The following is a 16,015-nucleotide window of genomic DNA, read 5'->3' as shown; positions in this document are numbered from 1 at the left end:
CCTCGGCAGCGCGCCCTCCCTTGACACTCCCGAACCGCCCCCCCTATGTTCGGACCCCCCAACGGTGGGAAACGATGCTCGATCGGCTGCTTCCTCGAGCCGCGCAAGACAGTCTGCTGCGACGGATCCGTCAGGCCGAGGGGGGGGTGCTCACCTCCCTGCACGGGAGTAGTCCGTCCCTCATCGCTGCTCTCCTGCAACGCGACCATCCGGTACAGACGCTGGTCGTGGCGCCGAAATTCGATGATGCGGAGGAACTGGCCCAGGACCTCGCCACGCTCCTCCCGGACACGCCGGTGCATCTCTTCCCCGAATTCGAGATCCTCCCCTACGAGAAACGTTCGCCCTACAAGGGCATCACCGGCCAGCAGGTCGAGGTGCTGCACCACCTGCTTTCCGGCGACAGCTGCATCGTCGCCACCTCGGCGAAGGGGCTGAAGTGGAAGGTGCAGCCGCCGGAAGAGATCCTCGATTACACCTTGCGCTTCGCGGTGGGCGGGGAGATCGACTACGACGGCGTGCTGGCTCGCTTCGGCGAGATGGGTTACTACGCCGTGCCTCGCGTCGAGTCGCCCGGCGACTTCGCGCGCAAGGGCGGCATCCTGGACGTGTTCAGCGTCTCCTACGAGAACCCCCTGCGCCTCGAGCTCCTGGGCGATCGGGTCGAATCGATGCGCTTCTTCGATGCCACGACGCAGCGTTCGCTGGGCGAGATCTCCACCGCCCTCGTGCCTCCCTGCTCTCCCCTCATCCTCTCGGACGCCAACTTGCAGCGTGCCGAGCAAAGGCTGCGTGCGAGCCAACAGGGCAGCGAGCCCGCCCGCGCTCGGCTCGCCGACCACGTGCGCGAGCGCCTGCATTTCGACGGGATGGAGCGCTACGCGGCCTACTACTCGCCGCGGGTCCTCCTCACCGAGTTCTTCCTGGATGCCCGGCGCCTGCTCTGGGTGCGCCCGGAGGCCGTGGTCGAGCAGCTACGTCGGCTCGACGAGGAGATCCACAAGCTCTTCGACGACGCCCGCCGCGGCGGCGAGCCGGTGCCGGAACCCGAGGCGATCTACGCTCCCAACACGGTCCTGCAAGCCTTGCCGGCCGGCATGCCCACCTACTACCTCACCCAGGTGCATTTCGGCGGCGCCCCTCTGGACAAGCTCCTCGAGCCGGCGCCGTCGGCCACGGAGGGCACGGCAGCGCCAGCGCCCGCCCAGGCCGCCGATCTGCCCGTGGTGCGTCTGGCGATCCAGTCGCCCGGAGAGCACGCCGGCCGGGTGGCGGAGCTGCAGCGCGACCTCGAGCACCGGCTGCTCCTCGGGCAGCGCATCCACATCTTCTGCGACAACCCCGGGCAGGCGCAGCGCCTGCAAGAGCTCCTGGACGACATCGCCGACCGCCTCGACTTCCCCGTGGGGGAGCTGCAGTCCGGGTTCGTGCTCGTCGAGCACAACGTGGTCGTGCTCACCGACCGCGAGATCTTCCAGCGCTACAAGCGCCGGCAGCGCCGCCGCAAATACCGCGTCAGCCAGGGCACCTCGGCATACGAGGAGCTGCAGCCCGGCGATTTCGTCGTCCACGTGCAGTACGGCATCGCCCGGTACTTGGGGATCCAGAAGTTGCAGGTCGAAGGCGCCGAGATCGACTGCCTGCAACTCGCCTTCGCCGGCGGCGACAAGATCTACGTCAGCGTCGACCAGCTGAACCGGGTCGAGAAGTACGTGGGCAAGGAGGGCGCCGTCCCGGAGCTGACCAAACTCGGCACCAACGCCTGGGAGCGCATCAAGGAACGCGCCAAGCGCGCCATCGCCGCCATGGCCCAGGAACTGCTCGGCCTGGCGGCGGCGCGGAAGTCCCAGCCTGGTCACGCTTTCTCCGCCGACACGCACCTGCTCAAGGAGCTCGAGGCTTCGTTCATCTACGACGAGACGGAAGACCAGCTGCGCGCCATCGGCGACGTCAAGGTCGACATGGAGAAGCCCGCTCCCATGGACCGCCTCGTCTGCGGCGACGTGGGCTTCGGCAAGACCGAGGTCGCCATGCGCGCCGCCTTCAAAGCGGTGCTGGACAACAAGCAGGTCGCGGTGCTCGTGCCGACCACGATCCTGGCGCAACAGCACCTGGGCACTTTCCGCGAACGTCTGGCGGACTTCCCCGTCGTCGTCGAGATGGTGTCGCGCTTGCGCCCGACGAAGGAGCAGAAGGAAATCCTCGTCAAGGTGGCCCGCGGCGAAGTGGACATCCTCATCGGCACCCATCGCTTGCTCTCCCGGGACGTGGAGTTCAAGTCGCTGGGTCTCGTCGTCGTCGACGAAGAACACCGGTTCGGCGTGGCTCACAAGGAGAAGTTGAAGCGCTTCAAGCAGACCGTGGACGTGCTCTCCATGACGGCGACACCGATCCCACGCACCTTGCACATGGCCCTGGTCGGACTGCGGGAGATGTCGCTCATCAACACCGCACCCCGGGACCGCCTGCCGGTGCAAACGGAGATCGCCCCCTTCGCCGAAGAGATCATCGTGGATGCCATGATGCGCGAACTCGACCGCGGCGGGCAGATCTATCTCGTGCACAACCGCGTGCAGAGCATCGACGCCATGGCCGGCTACGTGCGGCGCATCATGCCCTCGGCGCGTGTGGCCGTGGCCCACGGCCAGATGGAGGAACGGGCCCTCGAGAAGGTCATGCTCGACTTCCTCGACCAGAAGTTCGATGTGCTGGTGTCGAGCATGATCATCGAGAGCGGCCTCGACATCCCCAGCGTCAACACCCTGATCGTCAACCGCGCCGACCGGCTCGGCCTGGCGCAGCTCTACCAGCTGCGCGGCCGTGTCGGGCGTTCGAGCCACAAGGCCTACGCCTATTTCCTCGTCCCCCGCACCGGCACCACCACCGAGCTGGCGCGCAAGCGCCTGGCAGCGCTGCAAGAGTTCGAGGCCCTCGGCTCGGGCCTGCGCGTCGCCATGCGGGACATGGAGATCCGCGGCGCCGGCAACATCCTGGGGCCGGAGCAGCACGGCCAGATGGCGGCGGTGGGCTTCGAGCTCTACTGCCGTTTGCTCGAGCAGGCCGCCAGCGAACTGCAGGGGCGGCAAGCTCCCGAGGAAATCACGGCGCGGATCGACGTGGACCTGGAGTACCGGCTCCCGGACCGCTACGTGCCGGATCCGGAGGAGAAGATGCGGGTATACAAGAGGGTTTCCGGCTGCCGGGAACCGGGGGAGCTAGAGGCTCTGCGGGAGGAGCTCCAGGACCGCTTCGGGACGCCCCCGGAATCCGCATCCAACCTGTTGCATGTGGCTGAGTTACGGCTTCTTGCGCACGCCGCCGGGGCGGAGCGTGTACGCCTGCGGGGGTCGCGCGCCGAAGTCGTCTTGCGCCCCGGGCGGTCGCTCGCCCGGCCCGAGATCGAGACCTTGGTACGGGAATTACCGCACAAGCTCGCCTTCGATGCCGCGGGGGAGTTCCGGATCATCCAGCACCTGCGCCCAGGAAACCGGCTGACCCAGGTGGCCCAGCTCTTGGACCGCCTCCCGGGGACACGGGCCGGGAGCGAGGTGCGCGCCGCCCCCCGGTGAAGCCGTGCGCCGCCAGTCCCGAGGGTTGCCCTGACCGGGCATTGCCCTATGATGGGTGCGGGGAAACGAAAGACGCAGCCCAAGGGAGCATTCCATGAGACGGGTTCGAGCCAGCATCTGGGCCCTGGTCTTCCTGGCCGCGGCCTGCTCCAAGTCCAAGGAGGGGCGGCAGGACGCCGTCGTTGCCAAGGTGGGCAGCCACCAGGTGACGAAGGCCTACTACGAGGATCGCCTGGAAAAGATGGATCGGTCGCTGCTCCCGGACACCCTGGACCTGGCGGGGAAGCGGAAGTTCCTCGAATTCATCATCAACAAGGAAGTGTTGGCGCTCAAGGCGGAGGAGCTCGGCTATGCCGAGGATCCGGAGGTCAAGGCGCAGTTCGCCATCCTCGAGGAACAGATCCTGCACGGCAAGTCGGTGGAGGTCGCGATCAAGGACAAGGTGGCGGCTACCGACGCGGAGATCCAGAAGTTCTACGACGAGAGCAAGCACAAGATCCTGGTCAAGCAGATCATCGTGCCTACCAAGAAGGAAGCGGACGACTTGCTCCCCTTGCTGCGCGCCGGAGCCAACTTCGACTCCATGGTGGACGTGCACTCCCACGTGCCGCGGATCGGCGACGACGGCATGGAGATCCCGGTGGCTCAGCGCGCCATCTTCGGCGAGCTGGAGTACGGCCGGGCGAATCCGAAGGTGGAAGCGGCCATCTTCGACACCCCCATGGGACAAGTGGCGGAGCCGGTGGAGACCGCGTATGGCTGGCACATCTTCCTACCGTTTTCCGAGAGCCCGGTGAAGAAGCGGACCTTGGAGGAAGAGCGCCCGCTGATCGACGAGCAGATCGCCCGCCGCAAGCGCCGGGAAGCGACGAACGATTACTACGAGTCGATCCTCACCAAGCACAAGTTCAACGCCCAAGGCGAGGCGCTCGCCCTCATCAACCGCAAGATGCCTCCTGATTCGGACGAGCCCGTGGACCCAGCGAACGAAGTGAAGCCCGTCATCGACTTCAACTTCCAGGAACGGGAGACCCTCCTCTTCGAGGTGGATGGGAAGAAATACACCGTCGGCGATTTCTCCGACCGCTACGACCAGACGAGCTGGCCCGAGCGACCCAAGAAGTGGGTGGGCGCCCAGGGGTTGTACTACTGGATCCGGGACGTGTGGCTGAAGCCGCTGCAGATCGAACAGGCGCGCGCCGACGGCATCGACAAGCTCCCCGAGGTGGTCAACGAGATGAAGCTCCGCCACGAGATGCTGATGGTCGGACAGCTGCACGACAAGCTCATCGGCGAGCAGGTGCCGACGCCCTCGGAGGACGATCTGCGCAAGTTCTACGACGACCACGCCAAGATCTACGTGGAGAAGGAAAAGCGGATCTGCAACGTCATCTTCCACCCGCGGGAGACGGTGGTGCGCCGGGCCTACGAGGAGATCCGTGGGGGTGCCGATTTCGTCGCCACCGCGATCCGTTACAACGATAACGCCACCAAGCCCGAGGACGTCCGGACGGTGGCCTTCTCGCGGGACGATCAGAAGCACGCCTTGATCGCCGACAGCGCCTTCACCCGTGAGCTGCACCAGTACACCCAGCCGTTCAAGACCGGAGGTCGCGACCCGGGCACGCAAGGATGGGTCATGCTGCAGGTGCAACAGATCATCCCGGAGCGCCCCTTCGCCCTCGAGGACGTGAAGGAGAACGTCGTGCAGGACTGGCAGAGCGACTGGAGCGAGAAGCACCTGAACGAACTCCTGGTGGATTGGAAAAAGCAGGTCCCCATCGAGGTGGACGAGAAAATCCTGCTCGCCACCGAGGTGCGGCGGACCGACGTGGTCGTGCCCGGCAAGATCCAGGCGGGAACGCAGTGAGGCGGCGCCGGGCGAGACACGGCGCGGGCGCCGCCGGCGTGCTCGTGGCTCTGGCCCTGGCCCAGGCGGGCTGCAGTGGCAAGGGCGACACCCAAGGTGGGCGCGGCACGACGCAGCGCAGCGCCGACGCCCTGGCGCAAGTCAACGGCGCCGAGCTGCGTGCCGAGGACCTGCGCAAGCTCATCCCGGCGGACTACCGCGAAAGCGTCACCGGGGCCGAGATCTACGCCATCCTCGACCGCTGGATCGAGACCGAGCTGCTGTACCAGCACGCCCTGAAGGAGCACATCGAGAGCGACACCGAGGTGGGCGAGACGCTGCACCAGATGCGGCGGCAGATCCTCGCCGACGAATACCTGCAGCGGGAAATGAAGAACCGCGTGCGCGTGGGTGAAGATGAAGTACGGGACTACTACGAGTCCCATGTCGACCAGTACACCCAGGAAGTGCACCTGCGACACATCGTGGTGAACTCCTCCGAGGAAGCGCGGCAAGTGCTGACGGAGCTGCGGGCCGGCGGCGACTTCCGCGCCCTGGCGCAGCGCTACTCCGTGGACCCTTCCGGCCCCCGCGGCGGCGACCTGGGTTTCCTCGGCAAGGGCGCCATGAATCCGGCCTTCGAGCCCGAGGTGTTCCAGATGGCCCCGGGCGAAGTCCGCGGGCCCATCGCTTCCGGCTTCGGTTTCCACATCGTCCAGGTCGTGGGCCGGAGACCGGCCACGGACCCGTTGCCCTTCGAACTGGCCCGCGACGAGATCATGCAGATGCTGCTCCTGGAGAAGCAGCGCGCGGCGGAGAAGAAGCTCTTCGCCGAGCTGCGGCAGGAAGCGAGCATCTTCCTCGCCAAGGCCTATGCCGGCATGCCCATCGAGCCGGAGACCGCGCCGACCACTGCCAGCACGGTGCTCGATACCACGGACGTGTCCAATCCGGACATGCCGCTGGAAGACACCTCCACCACCGCTCCGTCGGAGCCGGTGCAGCCGCACTGAGTCCCGCTTCGGGAGACAGGAGCGAGGCGCATGCAGACGAGTCGATTCCGGCAGCGAGCGCCGCGGAGGCGCCGGCACCTTTTCGCCGGCGACGCCCGTCCGCGCCGGCGCGGCGCTCTCACGCTGGCGCGCCGCTGGCTCGCCTTCGGTGCCTGCGCTTGCCTGCTCGGTTTCGCCGCTCCTGCCCAGGCCGCACGCGAGATGGTGGATCGCATCGTGGCGATGGTGGACGACGAGTCCATCCTGCTCTCCGACGTGCTCCGGGAGATGAACCTGGTGCGCCTGCAGCGGAGCCTGGGAGAGATGAGCGAGGCGGAGCAGGAGCAGCTCTTCCGCACCGTGCTGGACGGCATGATCGACGATCAGCTCCTGGTGGCCCAGGCCAAGGTGAAGGGCTACGAAGTGGGCGAGCAAGAGCTGAGCGAGTCGGTGGACAAGGAGGTCCGCAGCATCAAGGAACGCTTGGGAGGCGAAGAGGCTTATCGGCGGGAGCTGCAGCGCCAAGGCTTCACCGAAGCCGAGGTGCGCGACATGCACCGGGAGCAAAGGCGCAAGCAGATCCTCGCTTCCCGGGTGGTGCAGAACGAGCTGCGCCCCCAGGTGTCCATCACCGCCGACGAAGTTCGCCAGTTCTACGACACCCAGCGCGATTCCGTGCCTGCCGAACTGCTGCGCACACCGGTGCGCGTCCGTCTCGCGGACATCCTGATCATCCCGCGGGACGAAGAGAAGGAGAAGGCCGCCCGCGCCAAGATGGATGCCATCCTGCAGCGCCTGCAAGGCGGCGAGGACTTCGCCAAGGTCGCCACCGAGCAGTCCGAGTGGCCCACGGCGAAAAATGGCGGCTCGCTGGGCAAGTTCCGCTACGGCGACTTCGAGAGCGACGCCTTCGACGAGGCCGTGAGCAAGCTCGAGCCGGGCCAGATGAGCCCGGTCATCCCGACGAAGTTCGGCCTCATGGTGGTCAAGCTGGAAAGCCGCGACGGCGAGGTGATGACGGCCCGGCACATCGTGATCAAGATCGAGCCCGACGAGAACGCCCGCGTCAACGCCCTGGAGCGGGCCTTGGATCTGCGGCGGCGGGCGCTGGCCGGGGAGGATTTCGCGGCCCTGGCGCGGCAGTACTCCGACGACCCGCTCACCAAGGAGAAGGGCGGCATGGTGGAGGACGACTGGGACATCGAGGGCTTGCGTCCCGAGTTTCGCGGTGCCGTGGATTCCCTCGCCGTGGGCGAGATCAGCAACGTCCTCAACACCCCGAACGGCTTCTACGTCCTCAAGATCCTGGAGCGGAACGAGTCGAAGGAGACCACCTTCGAGGAAATCCGCGAGCCCCTGCACCGCTACATGGAACAACGCGAGCTGGAGAAGCTCTTCCAGAGCTACGTGCACGACCTGCGCAAGAAGTTCTTCGTCGACGTGAAGGTCTAGAGCGCCCCGCCAGACTCAGCGCCAATCGCCGCTGGAAACGAAGGCCGCCCAATAGAAGGGATGGGTGCTCTGGCCGCGGGAACGCCGCGCCGCGAGTATGGCGACGTCGGCGTGGTGCACGGCGTCGGCCGTCCCTTGGTGCTGACGCAGCCGCGCCTCGTACAAGGCGCGCATCCACGCCCGCGTCGGTTCGTCCGCCACCGGCCAGAGGCTCATGATCACCGAGCGGGCGCCGGCCACCTGAAAGGCCCGGCAGAGACCGAGCACCCCTTCTCCCACGCGCACCTCGCCGAGACCGGTGTTGCATGCCGACAGCACCGCCCACTCCACTCCCTGCAGATCGAGGGCGGCGATCTCCGCCGCGGTCAGGATGCCGTCTTCGCTTCCCGGCGGCGCCGCCGCGCGCCGGTTCGCTCCAGCCAGGGCCAGACCCGATTGCAGGAGGAGATCCGGGGGCCTCGGGACCGCCGACTCGAGCGGGAGCTTGTGCAGCTGGATGCTGCGGGTTCCCGCCGCCGCCGGCGCACAGGCGCCGAGGAAGAAGCCGTGCGTCGCCAGGTGCAGCACGCGCTTGCCCGGTGCGGCGCGCTTGAAAGCCACGTCGCTCGCAGCGGGCCCGGTGAGCACGGTGGACCCCGCGCCCCAGAGCCGGGCGACATCGCCGACCTCTCGCGCCGTTCCGGGGAGCGGCACGAAGTGCAACGACTCGAGAGCGGCACAAGGAGAGTCGCGCAGGGCGAGGTCGCTGGCGTCGCTCGCCAAAAGCAGCGAGACCTCGCTCTCGGTCCTATCGCTCTGGCCGTCGAAGTCCGCCCCACCCAGCGCCAAGAGCCCGTGCCCCGCCGGCGCCTGGCGTAGCGGCAACAGATCACGCTCCGAGGCGAGCGTGTGCACCCGCACCCCGGCATCGGCGAGGTAACCATCGGCGGCGCGCTCCGCTTCGCCCCGAGGCAAGGCGGCGATGTTGAGCAGGTGCAGGGCGCCGTCCGGAACCACGAGGACGTGCGACGCACCGGCGACGTAAGGCTCGAGCGGGTCCCACACGGCGCGCCGCAGCGCCTCGCCGGCCCGCCGATACGCCGTTTCGCTCTGCGCCGCGGTGCGGCCACGGACGCCGACGCCTACTGCCGCTTCGAAACCCCAGCGCGCCACCAGGGAATCGACGTGCTGCATCGGCCCCAGCGCCAGCAGGCGAGGGGGCTGCGCGCCGGCGAGCACGAAGGCGACGAGCTCGCGTACCGGCTGCAACCCCGTGGCCACGCGCTCCTGCCGCCGGTAGACGGAGTACGCCACCAGCGCCTCGCCTGCAGGCAAGCTGCGCGCGACCGCGTCCAGGCCCAGATCGCGCCGCGCCTGCCAGGCACGGAAGTCCTGGCTCCGCGTGGCCAAGGCGCGCTCCGCCACCTCCCGCGCTCGCGCCGCCTGGCGGATTCTCTCCTGGAGGGAGGCTCCACCATTCCCGGTGCTGCGGAAGGCGAGGTTGGCGAAGTGCGTGCTCGCATCCTGGTACTCCTGGGCGAGACGGGCGAGCTCCGCATCCGCGTGCAGAGCCCGCGTCGCGTTCCGCTGCAACATCTCTTCGAACACCAGAGCGCGGGCCCGAAGGACCGCGTCCCAGACCGTGGGCACGAGAGCGGGAGACGCCGAGGCTCGCACCGCGAGCCCTTGCATGAGGTCGAGCCCCCGCGCCCGGATGCCGGCCAGGAGCAAGGCCTCCCGTTCGGCGAGCGCTCGCGAGGCCGATTCCAAGTGCGCCCTGCCGCGCGCCTCGGCCTCGGCACTGGCGCGGAAAGCGCCCGCGGTGTCGCCGCTCTCGGCGAGCACCGCCGCCAGCAGCACCAAGCTTTGCGCCACCTCGGGATGCTCGGCGCCGAGACTGCGCTCGCGCCGGGCGAGGGCTTCCGTCACCAGCGCCCGCGCCGCCGCCAGGTCGCCCGCTTCGTAACGCAACGTCGCCAGCTGGTGCAGGGCTTCGCCGATATAAGGATGCTCCGGGTCGAGGAGGTCCGCCGCGAGCCGCCGCACCTGTTCGTAGTCCGCCGCCGCCGCCACCGGATCGCCGGTCTTCTGATGCAGGAGACCGAGCCCGACGTAGCACGACACCAGAGACGGATCGGTGGGTGCGACGATGGCCCGGGCCTCGCCGTAGAAGCGCTCGGCTCCGGCGAAGTCACCGGATTCGAGCCGCTGTCGCGCCACGTTGACCATCGCCGCTGCCGTCAACGGATGGCGATCCCCATAGGCCTGACGTCGCATGGCGAGAACGCGCTCGAAGAGCTCCAGCGCCTGCTCCCCGTCCCCCATGCTCGAGAGCACCGCTCCAAGATTGTTGAGGCTCTCGGCGATCTTGGGATGATCCGGGGGCAAGTGGCGGGTGCGCAGCGTCAAGGCCCGCTCGTGCGCCTCCCGCGCGCCGGTGTATTCTCCTTCCTCGCCGAGGGCGATGGCCAGTCCGTTGAGGACGAAGGCGATGTCCAGAGGCTCTGCTGCCGGCGCCGCCTCCAAGGTCGCCAGGGCGCGACGATACTCGTCGATGGCCGCGGCGAACTTGCCCATCCGGGTGCTGACGATGGCGATGTCGTTGCCCAGCATCGCCACCTCCGGCGCTTGCGGCCCGAGGCAGCGCGCCAGGAGGTCCCGCGCCACGTTGTAGAGCTCGGCTGCCTCAGTCAGGCGGTTGCAGAATTCGAAGAGGATCCCGGTGCTGCGCAAGCTCTCGGCGAGATCGGCATCGTCAGCGAGGACGAGATGGATGCGCAGGGCACGCTCCGCCAGCGCCTGCGTTTCCGGAGCGGTGGCGGCACCGGAACGCCAACCGCACTCCACCAGCAGGTCGAGAACTGCGGCGGCTTCCAAGCTGAAAGGACCCTGCACGGCTTCGACGGCGCCGAGGAGTTGGCGGGCCGCCGTGGACACCGGCTGTCCGGCGGCGAGCGCCTGGCGCAGGGCCTGCACGCGCTGCCTCACCTCCGCCAGCTCGAGGCGGGGCGAGGTTCGAGGCGACGTGAGGGCTGACGCCGGCTGCCGCTCTTCGGACTCGGGAGCCGGTTGCACGGCGGCAAGGCCGAGACCGACGCCGCACCAAAGCGCCCACGTGACCGCCCGTCGGCGCCGGCGGCCGTGCTCGTGTGGCGACGGGCGCTCGCTCATTGCCGGCCGCACCCTTTCTCTTTCAAGGTGCTGCGCTCGCTGCCTTCGCGCTTTCCGCTTCGAGTTCGATGAGCTGGAACCACAGATCCTTGCTCCGCTCGCGCCGGGCCTCGAGCTGTCGCACCAGGCCATCCATGGCGCTCGCCCCGGCCTGCGGCGCTTTCTGCAGTCGAATCGCGCGCAATTGCAAATCGTCCAGCACCGCGGCGTCCACCGGCGGCACGAGCGCCGCCTGCTGCTGCTGCAAGGCGATGAGCTCCTCCAGCCTTTCGATCTCGTGGCGCGACGCCACCACCAAGAGCTTCTCCGTCCCGCCGGTGGGTGAGGCCTGCCAGAAGGCTTCCTGCGCCGAAGCTGCCGGCAGGCGGTGCAGCACGCCACCGGGCAAGGGATTGTGCAGCTGCAGACCAGGGTCGGGGAAGAGCGCGTTCAAGACCCCCGGTTCGCTCGCCGCCTCGTTGAGCACGTAGACGTGCAGATCTTCTCGGCTCTCCACGGTCATGAACAGGGCTTCGCCGGGGCGCAGTCGAGAGCCAGGGGAAAGCGCCTGCTGCGTTCCACCTTGCACGGCGTACAGCGACGTCTGCACGCGGAGCGGCGTGGCCAGGAGACCGGTGCGGCTCCAGGGATGGAGAGCGAAGACAGCGAGCCCGGCGAGGAGGAAGAGCGCCGTTGCCGCCTGCCACCGCCGTGAGCTCCAGCGCCTGCCGGCCGCCCCTCCCAGAGTGGCGCGCAAGGCCCGCTCCATCTCACCCATGCTGCCGAAGCGCCGTGCCGGATCCGTTTCGAGGGCGCGCTCCACCACCTGCACGAAGGCCGCGGGCAGATCGGCACGGCGGTCCCGCAGGGGCACGCTCTCGCCGCGCTCGTGCTTCGCCTTCAACTCTTCCACGGCCTCGGCCAGCACCGGATAGCTCCGGCTCACGAGACGGTAGAGGAAAACGCCGAGTTGGTAGATGTCGGCGGCCCGGGTCGGACGATCGCCGTGCAGAACTTCCGGTGCCATGGTGAGGGGTGTGCCGGTGCGGTAGGTCGCAGCATCCACCTCGGGGAGATCCTCGCGCACGCTGCCGAAGTCCATGAGCACGATGCGGCCGCCGTCGACGCGCATCACGTTGCGCGCGGTGACGTCCCCGTGCACGAGTCCGGCGGCGTGGAGTGCCGCGAGGGCAGCGCAGAGCTCGCCGCCGACCAGCGCCGCCTCCTCCGCGCTGCAAGGGCCGCGGCGCTCCAGTCCTTGCTCGAGCGTTTCCCCACGCAGCAGCTCGGTCCACAAGCCCGCGCGGCCCCCGTGCACGTCGGCCCCATGGACGACGATCACATTCGAGTGGCGGATCTGCGCCAAACGCCGGGCCTCGTCGAGGAAGTCTTCCCGCCCGCGGCCCGGCGGCACGCGCTCGGCGCGGAAGAGCTTGAGCGCCACCTCGCGGCGGAGCTGCGTCTCGGTGGCTCGGAACACTTCCGCGAAAGCTCCGGCGCCGAGACGTTCGTGCACCACGAGTGGGCCCCAGTGGGTCGGCGCCGCCGCCGTGGCGATCTCGTCCCCGGCAGGAGCCGGATCCCCTTCACCGACCTGTCGGCACAGTCGCGCGATCGATTCGATGGCGCGCAGGTTGTCGAGCTCCCCGGCCAGCTCCGGCGCCTCCGTCCCTGCGGCGGCCCAGTCCAAGAGCGCACCGTCGGCGACCGCTTCGGCGAGCCGCTGCAGCGCCCCATCCTCCCCGCTCTCAGCGTGTTCCATGCATGGCCTCCGCCATCTGCACCAGGGCCCGGGCGATGAGCATGCGCACCGCATTGGCGGAGGGACTGCCCACGGCCTCCGCCACCTCCTGGTACCCCAGACCGAACTCGAGCCGCAGCACCACCGCCTCCCGGGTGCGTTCGGGGAGCGCCTGCAAAGCCTCCTCGTACGCAGCGAGACTCTCGCTCCAGAGCACGTTGTCCAGCGGACCTGGTGCCGCGCTCGGGATCTCCTCGGAGAGCTCCTCGTGCCGGGGCCGGTGGTTGGAGCGCCGGATCTCGTCGCGCACCTGGTTCATGAGGATGCGCCGCAGGTAGGCCAAAAAAGCCCCCTGCCCCCGGGGCTCGAACCCCTCTACGTGATCCAACGCACGCAGCAGGGTGGACTGCACGATGTCGTCGGTTTCGGCGAGATCCCGGACGCCGGTGGGGAGTCGGCCGTGGGCCCAGCGCCGGAAGGCCGGCAGGAAACGAGCCACCAGGTGGTCGCGGGCCGCCGGGTCGCCCAGGCGCACCCGGGCGAGGAGCTGGGCGGTGCTCTCCAGCGACTTCGTGGCAGCACCGGACGCGACCGGCGCGGTGGCGGCGGCGGACGATGTCACCCTGGGGGTCTCCTCCATACGCACCTCGGACGAGCTCCACGCTGTGGAGACTAGGGAGTCATGCAGGCGGAGGTGAGGATTATAGACGAGGCGACCCGGAAGAAGAGGAGACATTCCCTGGTGCCGGTGCCCGAGCCTCGGCGAGGTCGTCACCAACCGAGCTCAGGCACGGGCCCGCAGCGACACCGGCGAAGCCGCAGCGTCGAGGCCCCGCTGGGGACAGCTCAACTCGGCCGCGTTCCCCGACCAGAGCCCGCGCATCCAGCGGTGCATGGAGGCGGCGACCAACTCCAGGCGGCCGTCCTCGTGGAGGCGGCCCACGTCGTTCGCCGGATGATTCAGGGCGACGGTGCACTTGTTCAGCCGCCCATCGGCGCGGACGACGAAGGCATTGCCGCGGGCGGCGTAGCAGACACCGTCCGGGTCGACATCGACGCACTCCACGCCAAGAGCCAGCGCCCGTTCTCGCAGATCGTGGAGTACCGCGCCGCGCGCCTCCGGCGAGAGGAAGGGAAACGCAGCATCCGCAGGCCCTCCGAGCGGCGCCACTTCCTTGAAGAGCAGGCGGAAGCGCCTGTCCCCGCCGAAGGCCCGAGCGAACTCCTGGAGAAAAACCGGCAGCGTGGTGCTGTTGGCTCCGTGCACGTGCAGCCGCACCACCACCTCGAAGGCGCGCTCTACCGCCCGCATCGCCAGCAGGTGCGTCCAGAGGCGCTGGAAGGTGCCGCCGCCCCCGGCGCGCCGCCGCGTGCGGTCGTGCACCTCCCGCAGGCCGTCCAAGGAGACCTGGAAGCAGCTGACGCCGACGTCCAGCAAACGCGAGAACGCCCGGGGGCCGAGGTGGAAACCGTTCGTGGTGAGGTCCGAAACCAGCCGCAGGCGTGGGTGGGCTGCCACCAGATGGCGGGCATGGAGCATGATCTCTTCCACCACGTCCCGCGCCAGGAGCGGCTCGCCGCCGAACCACGACAACGCCAGCCAGTCGAGCTCGCCGGCGCGCCGCTCCAGGTAGCGCTTCAGGCCCCGCACGACGCCCGGGTCCATGCGCCCGTGGGCGAAATCCTCGTAGCAGTACGTGCAACGGAAGTTGCACGCCTCCGTCGGCATCAAGATCAGACGCAGGACATTGTTCGCCAGCGCCGCATGGATTTCCGTGGCCGGAATCGTCAGGGCCCCTTGCCTCCTGCAGACGGTGCGGTGACGACGCCCTAGCAGCGCAGGTTCACGATCGTCCCTGCATTGGTGATCGAGTCACCGTCCTGCCCGGCCTTCTCCGCGCCACCGAAGAAAACGATGACCGCCTCGCCCGAGCCGGCAGCGCCAGGTTTCACCCCGTAGAAGTCGCGAAGCTGGTTGCTGAGCTGCGGGTCGAGAATGGTGATCCGTCCGGTTTCGGGGTCGAACTGCACGATTTGGGGGCAGGCGACGGCGGCATCGCTTCCCCCCTGCGCGTCGATCTTCGCCGTGGCCGCTCGCTGCGGCCCGGAGGCATCCTCGCAGGCGAGGACGAAGACGAGACTCGATACCAATCCTCCGAGTGGCTTGTGCATGGCCCTCCTCCGCTTTGCTATGGGAGATGGAACGGGGAACGGAATGAACAGACTGAATGCCCATCCGCTGCACTTCGCAATGCAGTCCACTTGTCTAGTGACGGATGTTCGACACGGGTGCGGCCCGGCGTCCCCCTACCGACGCCCGAGGGGCGCGCTGTGCGCGTTTCATGGGCCGACGAGACCGGTCCTCACAGCATAACAGGCCAGGCCCACCGTGCTCTGCAGACCGAGCTTCTTCATGAGAGCGGAGCGCTGCGCGTCCACGGTGCGGGCGGAAAGACCCAAAATGCCGGCGATCTCCTTCGAGGTCTTCTCTTGCGCCAGCAAGGTCAAGACGAACTTCTCCCGCGCGCTCAGCTCCTCCAGCCCGGCCGTCGCTGCTGCTGGTCCGGGGGCAGGCGGAAGGCTGGCGCCGACGCAGCGACGCGGGTGCACTTCGGTCACGATCCGCGCCACTTCGTCCGGGCTCGCCGCGGCGAGGAGAAAGGCGCAAGCGGTCGACACGATCGACTGCACTTCCAGTGGCTCCGTCAGGGGATGGAGACAGAGGACGAGGCTGCGCGGCTGCGGCGCCGCTTCGCCGGCGTGGCCTGCACCGGGCTCCTGGATGGCGGCTTGGAGGACCACCGCGTCGGCGTTCTCCGCTGCGGCCTGCTGCAGCAAGGCGATCGTCTCTTCGAGCTCGCTGCGCACGACGGCGCCGGGCTCGGGCGGCGCTGCCGCGTTCACGGCCCACGGGTGATTCTTGCCGACCAGAATCCGCATGCTTGCCTCTGCCTCCGCACCATGAACCCTGGCAGCGCGGCGACGCGGCCCGAGCGGCGCCGGTGGAGGAAGCGGTCCGGCAACTCCGGGCACAGCACGTCTTCTGGACGCTCGGACCAGGAGAGTGCCAGCCTCCCCCTGGGGAGAAACGGATTCCAGCGCCGGATTCGCACACGCTCGCTCGCGGCGGCGCCGTTTCCAGCGGCGGGAGGAGCAGGCCTGCGCCGACCCGCCAGCACTCGCCTGCCGAGAGAGGCACTTCCCTCTCGTCAGGCCCCGCGGCCTTCCCCCAGGGCCACCCAGGGTATCGATTTTTTCGTTTCCTGGTAATCACACCATCGAG

The 16,015-nt window shown here is 68.5% G+C and carries 10 protein-coding genes; 4 read left to right on the top strand and 6 right to left on the bottom strand.

Annotated elements, in window-relative coordinates:
- The first annotated feature begins 74 nt into the window (after positions 1-74).
- The 4 genes from mfd to VFE28_03785 all read left to right on the top strand — a co-directional run bounded on the left by mfd (position 75) and on the right by VFE28_03785 (position 7,862).
- A complete protein-coding gene (gene mfd / locus VFE28_03800; protein HZM15103.1) occupies positions 75-3,569 on the top strand; it encodes a transcription-repair coupling factor in 3,495 nt (1,164 codons plus the stop codon).
- 94 nt (positions 3,570-3,663) lie between these two features.
- Entirely contained in the window at positions 3,664-5,439 is a 1,776-nt protein-coding gene (locus VFE28_03795; GenBank protein HZM15102.1) for a peptidyl-prolyl cis-trans isomerase, read from the top strand.
- Positions 5,436-6,431 (top strand): peptidylprolyl isomerase, encoded by a 996-nt coding sequence (locus VFE28_03790; GenBank protein HZM15101.1) that lies wholly within the window; start codon positions 5,436-5,438, stop codon positions 6,429-6,431. Before VFE28_03795 ends, VFE28_03790 begins: the two co-directional genes overlap by 4 nt.
- A gap of 30 nt (positions 6,432-6,461) precedes the next feature.
- On the top strand, positions 6,462-7,862 hold the full coding sequence (locus tag VFE28_03785; GenBank protein HZM15100.1) for a peptidylprolyl isomerase: 1,401 nt from the start codon (positions 6,462-6,464) through the stop codon (positions 7,860-7,862).
- Between the two features lie 15 nt (positions 7,863-7,877).
- Here VFE28_03785 and VFE28_03780 read toward each other — a convergent pair whose 3' ends face one another.
- The 6 genes from VFE28_03780 to VFE28_03755 all read right to left on the bottom strand — a co-directional run bounded on the left by VFE28_03780 (position 7,878) and on the right by VFE28_03755 (position 15,672).
- Complete coding sequence (locus VFE28_03780; GenBank protein ID HZM15099.1) at positions 7,878-10,817, bottom strand: CHAT domain-containing tetratricopeptide repeat protein; 2,940 nt, start codon at positions 10,815-10,817, stop codon at positions 7,878-7,880.
- Positions 10,818-11,034: 217 nt separating this feature from the next.
- Positions 11,035-12,753, bottom strand: a complete 1,719-nt coding sequence (locus VFE28_03775; protein HZM15098.1) for a serine/threonine-protein kinase — start codon at positions 12,751-12,753, stop codon at positions 11,035-11,037.
- Positions 12,740-13,354 (bottom strand): sigma-70 family RNA polymerase sigma factor, encoded by a 615-nt coding sequence (locus tag VFE28_03770; protein HZM15097.1) that lies wholly within the window; start codon positions 13,352-13,354, stop codon positions 12,740-12,742. The genes VFE28_03775 and VFE28_03770 overlap by 14 nt, the downstream gene beginning before the upstream one ends.
- Before the next feature lie 162 nt (positions 13,355-13,516).
- On the bottom strand, positions 13,517-14,461 hold the full coding sequence (locus tag VFE28_03765) for a radical SAM protein (protein HZM15096.1): 945 nt from the start codon (positions 14,459-14,461) through the stop codon (positions 13,517-13,519).
- A gap of 101 nt (positions 14,462-14,562) precedes the next feature.
- A complete protein-coding gene (locus VFE28_03760; protein ID HZM15095.1) occupies positions 14,563-14,904 on the bottom strand; it encodes a hypothetical protein in 342 nt (113 codons plus the stop codon).
- Positions 14,905-15,072: 168 nt separating this feature from the next.
- Positions 15,073-15,672 carry a LuxR C-terminal-related transcriptional regulator gene (locus tag VFE28_03755; GenBank protein ID HZM15094.1) on the bottom strand — a complete coding sequence of 200 codons (600 nt, stop codon included), beginning with the start codon at positions 15,670-15,672 and terminating at the stop codon, positions 15,073-15,075.
- Positions 15,673-16,015 lie beyond the last annotated feature (343 nt).

This window comes from Candidatus Krumholzibacteriia bacterium, from assembly GCA_035649275.1.
Lineage (GTDB): Bacteria > Krumholzibacteriota > Krumholzibacteriia.
This window is presented reverse-complemented; position numbering and strand designations above follow the sequence as displayed.

Excerpts from the sequence above, each read along its gene's own strand:
- VFE28_03795 (HZM15102.1), top strand. The coding sequence starts at position 3,664 with ATGAGACGGGTTCGAGCCAGCATCTGGGCCCTGGTCTTCCTGGCCGCG.
- VFE28_03765 (HZM15096.1), bottom strand. The coding sequence starts at position 14,461 with ATGCCGACGGAGGCGTGCAACTTCCGTTGCACGTACTGCTACGAGGAT.
- VFE28_03775 (HZM15098.1), bottom strand. The coding sequence starts at position 12,753 with ATGGAACACGCTGAGAGCGGGGAGGATGGGGCGCTGCAGCGGCTCGCC.
- mfd (HZM15103.1), top strand. The coding sequence starts at position 75 with ATGCTCGATCGGCTGCTTCCTCGAGCCGCGCAAGACAGTCTGCTGCGA.
- VFE28_03785 (HZM15100.1), top strand. The coding sequence starts at position 6,462 with ATGCAGACGAGTCGATTCCGGCAGCGAGCGCCGCGGAGGCGCCGGCAC.
- VFE28_03760 (HZM15095.1), bottom strand. The coding sequence starts at position 14,904 with ATGCACAAGCCACTCGGAGGATTGGTATCGAGTCTCGTCTTCGTCCTC.
- VFE28_03755 (HZM15094.1), bottom strand. The coding sequence starts at position 15,672 with ATGCGGATTCTGGTCGGCAAGAATCACCCGTGGGCCGTGAACGCGGCA.